Consider the following 11721-nt stretch of genomic DNA (forward strand, 5'->3'; position numbering starts at 1 on the left):
TCAGACGCAACCGGCGTGTGGTTCGCTCAAATTCTGCTTCGCCCACTCTTTCGCATAAGCGCGAAAGAATAGGGCGCCCGGTTCTTGGGTCCTGCGCCTGACTGGAGATTCTTCATTCCGCTTCGCTTCATTCAGAATGACGGCGTGCTGCCAGGGGTACCCCTCCCCGTTTTGTACGGAGATTTTTTATTTTCAGTGGTTTACAAGGCATAGCATCTACGGAGATCTTTTGTTTTCTATGAGTTGCGAAGGATAGAGAAGCTGCTCCGACGATTTTGTCCGCTCCTTACTACTATTTACCAATTTGGGCAGTAATTATCGGCAATGCTATGTCGTTGTTGATGCTCGATTTAGCGGACTGAAGGGGTTGACACCACTCCATTGCCTGCGGATGGCAGGGCGCCTAATTTTGCGATTCGCCCTTTCGGGCCGACAATCCATGGAAGGCTGAGGGCGTTCCAGTTGTCGTTGTCGAGTGGCTTCCAGGTTTTGCCGTCGTCGTAGCTGATATCGGAGCCGCTGGTTCCTGCGGCGATCCATGCTTGAGCGTCTGCGTCCCAGGCGACGGTAGAACGGTAGCCGTGCGGCGGTTTCGTGGCGGCAGTCCAATGTTGGCCCCCGTCGGTGGTCCAAGCGGCGGTTCCGTTGGATTCGTCCGGCTTGGTGTAGTCGCCTCCTACGGCTACAGCGATAGTCTTGTCTGCATTCATTGCAATCGAGAAAATTCCCGCCGAAGCCGTGGTTCCAGCCATGGGCAGCTTCTTCTTTTCAAAGAGCAAGGATTTTTCAAAGCAGGTTGCTGGGCTCATTTGTGCCGTAATTGATGTACAGACACTGTCCCCAGTATAGAGATAGGGACCGTCTGGTCCGCTTGTCCCAAACCATGGCACATGGGAGGGGCCATACAGAAGCGCCGAATTACTGGCTGCAAAAGCTCCGATCCTAACCTTGCCGATATCAAGGTTCGCTGTGTTGACGCGATCCCATGTTTTCCCAGCGTCCAGGGTAAAAAGCAGTACGAGTCTGTCTTTTACCGGGTCACCCAGAGCAAATCCGTGGTCTTGATCCTCAAACGCCAACGCGTCCCAGAAGCCGCCCTTGTCTGGGTTGGTGTAGAGCAGTGTCCAGTGGGAGCAGCCGTCCGTTGTCTTGTAGAGGCGGGACTGGTCGCCGGGGCCGCTGGACATGACGATGGCGGTGTTGGCGTCCCAGGCCCAGATGCCGCGGAAGTCGAGCTTTTCCGCTCCCGGCGGCATGGCGCAGCTTTGCCACATGTAGCCGCTGTCCTCGGTGCGCAGGACAATGCCGTCGGTTCCGCTGGCCCAGGCTACTCCGCCGCCGACGGCATGGATGCCGCGCAGACTGGCCGTGGTGCCGCTGTTCTGCATCTCCCATGGGCCGGATTTCTCGGTTTGCGCGCTGGCGGTGAGGGTGATGGCGAGGAGCATGGCGGCGGCTTTCATCGTGGTTCAAGGATATTTGATTTTGGAAGGTGGACCGGGGCTGAAGCCCCTCTTTTTGCGTGGCGGGATTCACCGGGCAAAAGCCCGGTGCTTCTACCCTCTCGTCTTTCTGGGCCAATCCGATGTCTGAGAAGGCGATGGGTGTTTTGTCGCTTTGGAAGTGACTGCGATCCCACCCTTTCGCCTTCGGCTCAGAATGGGGCACCCGGCTTTGCTTTTCTGGTTGAAGGTTTGGGCGATCATGCCTGCCGGGGTATTTCATGGATTCTTCGTCGCTGCGCTCCTCAGAATGACGGCCTGAGGTTTGATTATGAATTTGGTTTGGTTAGGAAAAAGAAAGGCCCGCCAGCCGGAGTGCGAACTGCACATGGCTGACGGGCGGGAGAAGTGTCGGAGACTCCTTGAAAGTTTACTTAGTGGATGTCGAGGCTACCCTTCAGCGGGGTTTCCGCTGAGGACGGGCCGGCGACGATCTTGTACTTGCCGGAGAGCAGCTGCCAGCTTTCTTTCTGCTCGTCGAAGATCGAGATCACCTGCGGATCGACGGTGATGGTGACGGTCTTCGATTCGCCGGGAGATAGATCGACGCGCTCAAAGCCGACGAGGTGCTTGAAGGACTCGTCAGATTTATCGGGAAGTGTGGCGTAGACTTCGGCAATTTCGGTTCCGGAGCGCTTGCCAGTGTTCTTTACCTTGAAGGACACGGTCTTCTGATCGCTGTCTGTCTTCAGATCAGAATAAGAGAAGCTGGTGTAGGAGAGCCCATAGCCGAAGGGGAAGAGCGGCTGCTTGTGCTCGGCTTCGTACCACTTGTATCCCACCTTCACACCTTCGTCATAGCTGACGCTGTACTTCGATTCGGCATGGGTGCGGCCATTGACAGCGCCTGTGCCCTGGCCTTCGTCCTCTTTGGTCAAAGGCGCGATGGTGGGACGCGGCAGATCGGCTTCACTCTTCGGGAAGGTCATGGCGAGCTTGCCTGAAGGGTTGACCTCTCCGGTGAGAACGTTGGCGAGTGCGATGTGACCGCTGGTGCCTGCGTACCAGGCTTCGACTACGCCACTGACATTGTCGAGCCACGGCATGGTGACGGCTGTGCCGGATTCAAGGACGACGATGGTGTGCGGATTGGCGGCGGCGATCTTTTCGATCAGCGCATCCTGATTGTCGGGCAGTGAGAGCGAGGGTAGGTCCATGCCTTCAGAGATCCACTGGTAGGCGAAGACGATAGCTACGTCAGAGCTCTTGGCCAGCGATGCAGCGGAGTCGAGGTCCTGACCATCGTTGTACTCGATCTTGGTGCTGGGCAGCTTTTCGCGCAGCGCCTTGAGTGGTGAGGTGGGGAACCAGATGTGTTCCTGCCAGTGGGTTGAGCCCTGTCCTGGAGGCATGATGGCGTTGCCGCCTGGAGGATCGACCTGCGCGGAGCCGCCACCGGAGATCATGCCAACGTCGGCATGGCCGCCGATGAGGGCGATGCTGTGAATCTTACCGGAGTTGAGGGGCAGGATGCTCTTGTCATTCTTGAGCAGGACGATGCTCTGCTCTTCGATGTGCTGCGCGACTTCAAAGCCGTGGCGCACGTCGACTACGCCCTTCTCGCCGGGGTTATCAACAAGACCATCGGCAAATATGGAGCGGAGAACGCGGCGTGCATGGTCGTCAATTTCAGACTGCGGCACGCGGCCTGCTTCGACGGCTTCCTTGAGCTTGGGGCCGAAGAAGTCGCCCATGGGCTCCTCGTTGTCGAGACCTGCAGCGGATGCCTTCTCGGTGCTGTGCGTGCCACCCCAGTCGGAGACGACGAAGCCTGGAAACTTCCACTGATCTTTGAGGACGGTGGTGAGGGTGTATTTATTTTCGCAGGCGTAGTCGCCATTGATGCGGTTGTAGGAGCACATGACGGCGCCGGGGTCAGCGATCTGGATGCCAATGTGGAAGGCGAGAAGGTCGCTTTCCTGCATGGCGCGATGCGAGATGGTGGCGTTGACGATGTTGCGGCCGGTTTCCTGATCGTTGATGGCGTAGTGCTTGATGTCGCCGATGACGTGCTCGGCCTGTTCGCACTTCATGAGGTTGCCAACGAGCGTTCCGGCCAGGAGCGGATCTTCGCCCATGTACTCAAAGCTGCGTCCGTTGCGGGGCTCGCGGGTGAGGTTGACGCCGCCGCCGAGGGTCATGTTGTAGCCCTGGGCGCGCAGTTCGCTGCCGATGACCTGACCGAAGCTGCAAGCTGCCTGCGGGTTCCAGCTGGAGGCTGCGCCGAGGTTGGAGGGAAGCGCGGTGGAGTAGCGGCCATTCTCGCCGCTGCTGCGGACGCCATAGGCGGCGTCGGACATATAGATGTTGGGGATGCCGAGGCGCTCCGGTCCGACAGTCATGCCCGCTCCGCCATTGGCCTGCGAGGTGAGAGGCATCTGCCAGTTAGGCGTGTGGGGCATGCCATTGCCGTGCAGCAGATCGATCTTTTCATCGAGCGTCATCTGCTTGAGGACGAGCTCGGCACGCTCGTCTGGCGAGAGGCTTTTGTTCATCCACGGCTGGTTCTGGACGTCGGGGGCTTTTTGATGGTGCTTCTGCGCCTGCATTGGCGCGGCTGGCGTGAGCATGGTGAAAATGCCGGCGGCCAGGGGCAGGCATTTTATGAACGTACGAATCCGCATGTTGTTCCCTCAGGGTTTTCGATTGCGTGGCCATGCTAAAAGCATGGAAATACGATCGTCAAGCTCAAACGATTTAGTAAAACCGGAAAATTGATTTGCGTCGAAGGCTAATTGGAGTCAATCGTTTGTCTTGGAAGACAGTTCAGGTTAGCACGGCGGAGATGTCTTCACTGTCATACGGCGGTGAATTTGGGATAGCATCATCTTGCCCAAGATAAGCTTGTTTCCGTGGGGGAAGACCGATGCAGATACTCCTGCAAGACCTGCGCTATGCCTTTCGCCAGCTACGCAAGAATCCTGGCTTTGCTCTGACGGCGATATTGACGCTGGCTCTCGGAATTGGCGCGACGACAGCTGTTTTCAGCGTGGCTTATGGCGTGCTGATCGATCCGTTTCCGTATAAGGACGTGCATACGCTGGCTACGCCGAAGCTCTGCTCTTCGGAGTGGCCGTGGGGCTGCGGGTGGAATGTGTATACGGGCGCGCAGTTCAACGAGATTGCGCAGAAGACCGATATCTTCAGCGGCGTAACGGCTTCGACGATCAGCAATGTGGTGCTGACGGGAGGCGCGGAGCCGCAGCGGATTCGGGGCAATTACGTTACGGCGAATACGTTTGACGTGCTGGGTGTGCAGCCGATTCTCGGACGGGCGTCGACGGAGAACGACGTGCTGCCGGGTCATGGAGAGGTGGCTCTGCTGAGCTATCGGTATTGGCAGGCACACTACGGCGGGAATCGCTCGGTGCTGGGTAAGGTGCTGACGCTGGATGGGCATCCATGCACGGTGATTGGAGTCATGCCACCGCGGTTTCTGTGGCGCGGCGGGGACGTGTATCTGCCCATTCAAATTACGAATGAGCGTGAGGTACATGGGCAGCACTTTTTCGCGCTGGTAGGACGGCTGAAGCCGGGTGTAACGGATGCGCAGGCAACGGCTGAGCTGGCGCCGATCTTTGCTGATTTTGCGAAGACCGATCCGCATGGATATCCGAAGGATCTCCGCCTGGGGATTATGCCGTTCGACCAGATGTTTCAGTCAGGACTGGCGAGCACGCTTTATCTGCTGTTGGGCGCGGTGGGTGTGCTGCTGCTGATTGCATGCGTGAATGTGTCGAGCCTGCTGCTGGCAAGGGCGGTATATCGTGAGCATGAATTTGTAGTACGGGCTGCGATTGGGGCTTCGCGAATGCGGCTGGTGCGGTATGCGCTTACCGAGTCGCTGCTGCTGGCTGCGGTCGCGATGCCGGTGGCTCTGGGATTCGCCTATGCCGGGCTGCAGGCCACGCTGAGGATTGTGCCGGCGGAAACGATTCCGGATGAAGCGGTAGTGACGATGAATGTGCCGGTGCTGCTGGTGTCGATTGGCATAGCGCTGGCGACGGTGCTGATCTTCGGGCTGGCTCCGGCATGGCACAGCGCGAATCCGAGATTGGCGGCGGTGTTGAACAGCGTACGCTCTTCGGGGAGCAGGGCGCAGCGGCGACTGTTGAGCGGCTTTGTGGTGACAGAGGTTGCGTTGTCGCTGGTGTTGCTCATCCTGGCGGGGCTGATGGTGCGCTCGCTGATGGCGGTTGAAAATGCTCCGGTGCCATTTTCTCCGGATCACACGCTGATGATGCGGATTCCGCTGACGGATGAGCGGTATCCAACCGCGGAGCGTCGAGCGCAGTTCTTCCGCGAATTGACGGAGAAGGTGCGCTCGCTGCCGGGCGTGAAGAATGCAACGATAGATGATGCGTTTCCTCTTATGGACATGTATGGAGACCATGTGCAGATAGCGGGACAGCCAGTGGATAAGCGCTTTACGAATATTCATCTGACCGACGCGGTGTATACGCAGATGGCGGGCCGCAGGATTCTGCAGGGGCATGCTCTGGATGAGCGGGAGATTGAGGAAAAAGCGCATGAGATCGTGGTAACGGAGAATTTCGCCAAGCGCTATTTCAGCGGTCAGAATGTGCTGGGGCGGACGGTGCATCTGCCGGAGTTTCAGCCAGACGGGAAGAACAAATTGCAGGACGATGCCTTTACGGTTGTGGGCGTGATGGATGACCTGCCGCTCTTTGCCGGGTTCCGCGAGGATTATCCGCATATCTTTATGCCGTACACGATTGCGCCGGAGGCGGACAGCGCGCTGATTGTGGAGACGGCAGTGCCTGCGGATGACCTGATGAATGCTGTGCGGCAGGCGGTCTATTCGATCGACAAGGACCAGCCGATTGTTGCTGCCATGAGTCTGCGGCAGATGCTGGATATGTATGGATATGCGGGGCCACGGTTTGCGCTGGCGTTGTTTGGGACCTTTGCGGCAGCGGCGCTGGTGCTCTCACTGGTTGGGATTTATGGGGTGCTGTCGTTTGTGACTTCGCAGCGTACGCAGGAGATCGGGATTCGCATGGCATTGGGCGCCGATCGAGGCAAAGTGATGTGGATGGTGCTGCGCCATGCGTGTGTGCTGGCGCTGCTCGGAGTCGCTGCAGGCTTGCCGTTGGCATTTTTTGCCGGACGCTTTGCCAAGGACGAGCTGATCAACACTTCGCAGCATGATCCGGTCGCGATTTTGGTGGCGGTGTGCATTCTGCCGCTGCTGGCTGTGGCGGGAACATGGCTGCCTGCGCGGCGGGCTGCGGGAATCGATCCGGTCAAGGCGCTGCGAGCGGAGTGAGCGTTATCTTTTGGGAATTCGTGCGTCTGTCATTTTGAACAGGACGGCTGCCGATTGCCTCGATCTTGCTTAAGCCCACATCTCTTCAAGATGTCGGTTATCGGAGGGCACGCTGAGGGGAATCCGATGAGGTTCACCAGAGCAAGCGTCTTTCGGACTGCATCAGAATCTTTTCTTTCGGAGGCATTTTTTTGAAGAACTTTACAGTCACAAACGCGCTGTTGACGGTGATTGCGATTGCGTTGGTGTCGATTGCGATTCGGCCATACGTTGCGCCGCAGACAGCGCAGGCACAGGCAACGGCTCCCTATCCGTTTTATTTCGAGCCGGGGACGCAGATGCTGAAGGCTTCTGATGGAAGCAAGCAGCTTTATGGTCGCGTGGTGGTCGATATGCGGAATGGGAAGATATGGGGTTTTCCAACGAATACGCCGGACACCTATCCGTGGAATCCGGTGGATGCCAAGCCACAGATCTCACATCCGTTTTATCTGGGTAAATTTGCTTTTGAGGATACGGACAAGATCGACAGGTAATAGCTGGATCGAGGAGCGGGAAAACCCAGGAAGGTATTTCGACTATCTGCATTCTCTGGATTCTTCACTCCGCTTCGCTGCGTTCAGAATGACGGCTCTTGAGTGATACGCCTTTCTAAATCGGCGGCCGGGTGCCCCATCCTTTCGCGCATTTTGTGAAAGGGTGGGAGACGAAAATACTCACCAGGCTAAATGACGGCTCATCTGTTCTAAATCGGCGGCATACCTTCGATGATGTGCGCTCCGGTGGGGGTGTGAAAGACGAAGTCGGCGTCGGTGGCCGGGGCGTTCGGCTGCTCGTCTGCGAACGCGAATGTGTTGATGGCGCCGTCGGTCTCTTCGATGCGCATGGACTGGATAACGCCTTCAGTGTTTGCCGTGATGCTGAAGGAAGCGATGCGCTGCTCCATGTTTTTGGGGATGCCGGAGAGGGTGTAAGCACCATTGTCGGCCGGAGCGATCTGAAGATTAGTTAATTCTTTGGAAAGTTGCGTGTGGCCGAGAAGGAAGCGCAGCGGCGAGCGAAGGTCATCGAGTTTCCTGGCCGGGACGCGCGGAATTTCCATGTCACCGGGGGCGTAGAAGTACGCGTTCTGTCCATCGAGGACGAAGAGCTTTCCTTGTGGCAGTGAGTATGTCCAGCGCATCTTGCCCGGCTTTTTCAGGAGCAGGATGCCGCTCTCTACGCGGTGCATGCCCATGCCGTCGTATTTCTGAGTGAATTTTACTGACAGAGAATGAAGCGCGTTGTAGTGCTTGTCGATGCGGGCGGCCTGAGACTCGGCAGTGGGAGTCTGGGCGTGGAGCTGGATGGATGTGAATGCCAGGAGGAGCGCGAGAAACCCGGAGAAGAATTGCGGGGAGTTGAGTCTATATGGATTCTTCACTCCGCTTTGCTCCGTTCAGAATGACAGGTGTTGGGATGGACGATATCCCACCCTTTCGCAAAATGCGCGAAAGGATGGGACACCTAGGTTTTGTGGCTGTAGAAAAAAAGCAGGTCCTTCGACTCGGCGCCCTGGACGAAGGGCTCGAATGCTACTGCAGTGGCACCGTGCAATTGGTTCCGCCTGCTGGATCGGCCTTGATTTCGCCGGTGATGTCGATGCAGAAGCCGCGGTGGCCGGTTTTGCCTACGGCCTGGGGCACGGCGGTCGCTTCATAGCCGGTGTACATGTCCTGGTTATTCACCGTCGTCTTGGTGCAGTTGACGATGTTGAAGGCGTATCCAGCCTTTACCCCGGTCGCGAGGTCGCGCTGCAGCAACTGGGAGTTCGTTGCGCTCGGCGGCCCTGAGTTCGAATCGCCGCCCAGCGCCTGCAGCGAGCAGGCAAACCCGTTGGCGGGGTAGTTCGTCTGGAATTGAATTTCCGACTGGTAGATGGCACGCAGAGACTGAATGGCCGAAGTCTCATTCGCCTGGCTGCGCAGATTGAGCATGTTGGGGATGGCAATGAGCATGAGGATCAGCATGATCGAGATAACGATCAGCAGTTCCATCAGGGTAAATCCAGCTTGCCGCCTGCGGCGGTCCGAAGGTCTTTGCATTTGAAGATCAATCATGGGTCGTGTGCTTCTCCCCGTAGGCTGCCAAAAAGACAGCCGCCGAGAGAAATCCTAAATTAGTAGGACGCAGGATGCCAGCGAAGCGCTCATTTACTGGGCACAGGGGTTTACTATCCCACCCTTCGCCTGTGGCTCAGGATGGGGCACCCGATGTACCTGACTTTCAAAAATGAGGCGATGCCGGGTACCCCATCCTTTCGCGCACTTTGCGAAAGGGTGGGATAGCCCTTGTGACCTGACCCTAGCAATCAAGCTGGCTGCGATTGAGCTTTACGCCGTCGAGGCGGCCCAGCAGCGTCACCGCGACCAATCCCGGCTGGAAGAGATGGTTGGCCATGGCCAGCACCTGATCCTCGCTGATGGCTTCGACCTTGTCGAGGATCTCCTGCATGCCGAAGAAGTAGTTGAAGTGCATCTGCTGGCGCGCGAGGTTCGACATGCGCGACATGGAGCTTTCAAGAGAGAGCAGCAGGTTGCCCTTGAGCTGGTCTTTGGCGCGGCGCAGCTCATCGGCTGGCAGGGGCTCATTCTTCAAACGGCGGAACTGCTCCATGACTAACTGGACGACCTGCACTGCGCGGTCGGCGGAGGTTCCGGCGTAGACGCAGAGCGATCCGGTATCGCTGTAAGGATTCAGGTCGCTGTAGATCGAGTAGGCGAGGCCGCGCTCTTCACGGACAGTCTGGAAGAGGCGCGAGGACATGCCACCGCCGAGAATCGTATTCAAGACAAGCGTGACGTAGCGCGACTCGTCGGCAATGGCCGGAGCAGGGACGCCGAGGCAGAGCTGGACCTGTTCGAGCGACTTCTTATTCTTGAGAATGATGCGAGCCGCGGTCTTTGGAGAGACGGCAAAGCTCACAGATTCGCCTGCCGGCAGCGATTCGAAGCGACGCGTGACCTGCTCGACGAAGGCATCGTGGTCGAGATTTCCGGCAGCGGAAAAGATCATATTGCCGCCGTGGAACTTCTGGCCGTAGTAGCTACAAAGCGTATCGCGCTCGAAGCGTCGCACAGTCTCTTTCGTTCCGAGGATCGGCCTGCCCAGCGGGTGGTCCTTCCAGAACGCCTGAGTGAAGATTTCGTGGACCAGATAATCAGGGTTGTCTTCGTCCATCTTGATCTCTTCAAGGATGACGCCGCGTTCGCGCGTGATCTCATCACTGGCGAAGACGGGATTGAGGACGAGGTCGGAGAGGACGTCGAGGGCTACCGGGACGTGCTCGTCGAGCACCTTCATGTTGAAGCAGACCGTTTCTTTGCCGGTGAAGGCGTCGAGATTGCCGCCGATGGCGTCGACTTCGCGGGCGATGTGTTGCGCGGACCGCGACTTGGTGCCCTTGAAGACCATGTGCTCGACAAAGTGCGAGATGCCGTTGACCTCAGGCATTTCGTGGCGCGAGCCCGCGCGAATCCAGACGCCCATGGCGACGGAGCGGACGTAATCCATTTTTTCGGTCAGAATCGTAAGCCCGTTAGGCAGGACGGTGCGGCGTATATTGCGTTCGTTATCCATTTGATAATTCCTGGTTGGTTGCTGCCCGTGCGGACTATGGGACTGCTCTCTGTGGCAGGGAGAATGCGCTATGCTGTCTCAACGGAGCTGTTGCTATGATGCCGCCGGGCAGGAAAAAACCTATCTCCATTTTAGACTCTCTTGGGGCTGCCGCGACTCAACCTCTTTTTGGCCTTAAAAATCAACAACTTAAAGATTTGCTCAGAGAATTTGCCGAGCCGGCCTACCGCGTAAAGCAGCTTTCCGGGGCACTTTACCGGGAATGGGTCGACGATCTGGCAGAGGTTTCCACGCTGCCGAAGACTCTCCGGGATGCCATTTCAGAGCGCGGATATCAGGTTGGATTGCCGAAAATTGTCGAAGCATTTACCTCGGTCGATGGCACCGAGCGCTATCTGATTTCCGGGAACGATGGGCAGACGGTCGAGACAGTCTGGATGCCGGATGGCGATGGCGGCGAGGCGGACGATGGTTCGGAAGCCGGAACGGATTTGCGACGGGCAACGATCTGCGTTTCGAGCCAGATTGGCTGCGCGGTGAATTGCCAGTTTTGCCTGACGGCGAAGCTGGGAATCATTCGCAACCTGACCGCCGGCGAGATTGCCGGGCAGGTGGTCACGGTGCTGAAGCGGCAGAAGGTTCGGATCGGAAGGGATCGCATCAACCTCGTCTTTATGGGGATGGGCGAGCCGTTTCTCAACTACGACGAGTTCATGGCGGCGGTGCGGCTGCTGGTAGAAGAAGTTGGGATTCCCGAGTCGCGGATGACGGTTTCGACTTCGGGAATTGTGCCGGGGATTTTGCGGTTCGCCGAAGAGACGCTGCGACCGAAGCTGGCGATTTCACTGAACGCTCCGAATGATGCGATTCGCGCTGGGATTATGCCGATTACGCGCAAGTGGGATATCTCGGATGTGATGACGGCGGTGAAGCGGGTTTCGCTGCGCGCGAAAGAGAAGATCACGTTTGAGTATGTGCTGCTAGGCGGCTTGAATGACCGCCTCGATGACGCGGACGAGGTCGGACGGCTGCTCAGGCGCGCGAATCTGCCGCTGAAGGTGAATCTGATTGTCTGGAATCCGGGGCCGGGGATGCCGTATCGCATGTCAGATCCGGATACGGTGGCTCAGTTTCAGGAGCGGCTGCGGTTGAGTGGTATTCCAGCGTTCGTGCGCAGGCCGCGCGGACGGGATATCTATGCGGCTTGCGGTCAGTTGAAGCGGACTACGGAGCTGGTTCAGGTTGAATAGAAATTGTCGGCTCTCTGGAAACTGACCCCACCCTTCGCTCAGGATGGGTACCCACGGTAGT

General features: G+C 57.8%; 8 protein-coding genes. 3 read left to right on the forward strand and 5 right to left on the reverse strand.

Annotation, left to right across the window (positions count from 1 at the left end; all coding sequences use genetic code 11):
- Positions 1–350: 350 nt before the first annotated feature.
- Both GSQ86_RS15845 and GSQ86_RS15850 read right to left on the reverse strand, forming a co-directional pair.
- Entirely contained in the window at positions 351–1463 is a 1113-nt protein-coding gene (locus GSQ86_RS15845) for a hypothetical protein (RefSeq protein WP_254062430.1), read from the reverse strand.
- A gap of 413 nt (positions 1464–1876) precedes the next feature.
- The gene (locus tag GSQ86_RS15850) at positions 1877–4126 is read right to left on the reverse strand and encodes a glycoside hydrolase family 3 protein (protein ID WP_254062431.1); all 2250 of its coding nucleotides are present in this window, start codon (positions 4124–4126) and stop codon (positions 1877–1879) included.
- Between the two features lie 242 nt (positions 4127–4368).
- Between GSQ86_RS15850 and GSQ86_RS15855 the strand changes: the two genes are divergently transcribed.
- Together GSQ86_RS15855 and GSQ86_RS15860 are read left to right on the forward strand one after the other, a co-directional pair.
- The gene (locus GSQ86_RS15855) at positions 4369–6792 is read left to right on the forward strand and encodes an ABC transporter permease (protein ID WP_158750919.1); all 2424 of its coding nucleotides are present in this window, start codon (positions 4369–4371) and stop codon (positions 6790–6792) included.
- 191 nt (positions 6793–6983) lie between these two features.
- Positions 6984–7328: a hypothetical protein gene (locus tag GSQ86_RS15860; RefSeq protein ID WP_158750920.1), complete on the forward strand. Its 345-nt coding sequence runs from the start codon at positions 6984–6986 to the stop codon at positions 7326–7328.
- A 209-nt stretch (positions 7329–7537) separates the two neighbouring features.
- Here the strand turns inward: GSQ86_RS15860 and GSQ86_RS15865 are convergent, their stop codons facing one another.
- The 3 genes from GSQ86_RS15865 to GSQ86_RS15875 form a co-directional block, all read right to left on the reverse strand.
- Positions 7538–8215 (reverse strand): outer membrane lipoprotein carrier protein LolA, encoded by a 678-nt coding sequence (locus tag GSQ86_RS15865; protein WP_158750921.1) that lies wholly within the window; start codon positions 8213–8215, stop codon positions 7538–7540.
- Between the two features lie 151 nt (positions 8216–8366).
- Complete coding sequence (locus GSQ86_RS15870; protein ID WP_254062432.1) at positions 8367–8891, reverse strand: type IV pilin protein; 525 nt, start codon at positions 8889–8891, stop codon at positions 8367–8369.
- A 244-nt stretch (positions 8892–9135) separates the two neighbouring features.
- Positions 9136–10410 carry a pitrilysin family protein gene (locus GSQ86_RS15875; RefSeq protein ID WP_158750922.1) on the reverse strand — a complete coding sequence of 425 codons (1275 nt, stop codon included), beginning with the start codon at positions 10408–10410 and terminating at the stop codon, positions 9136–9138.
- A 98-nt stretch (positions 10411–10508) separates the two neighbouring features.
- Between GSQ86_RS15875 and rlmN the strand changes: the two genes are divergently transcribed.
- Positions 10509–11660: a 23S rRNA (adenine(2503)-C(2))-methyltransferase RlmN gene (gene rlmN, locus GSQ86_RS15880; protein ID WP_158751527.1), complete on the forward strand. Its 1152-nt coding sequence runs from the start codon at positions 10509–10511 to the stop codon at positions 11658–11660.
- The last annotated feature ends 61 nt before the right edge of the window (positions 11661–11721 follow it).

The sequence above is a fragment of the Acidobacterium sp. S8 genome, assembly GCF_009765985.1.
Taxonomy (GTDB): Bacteria; Acidobacteriota; Terriglobia; order Terriglobales; family Acidobacteriaceae; genus Alloacidobacterium.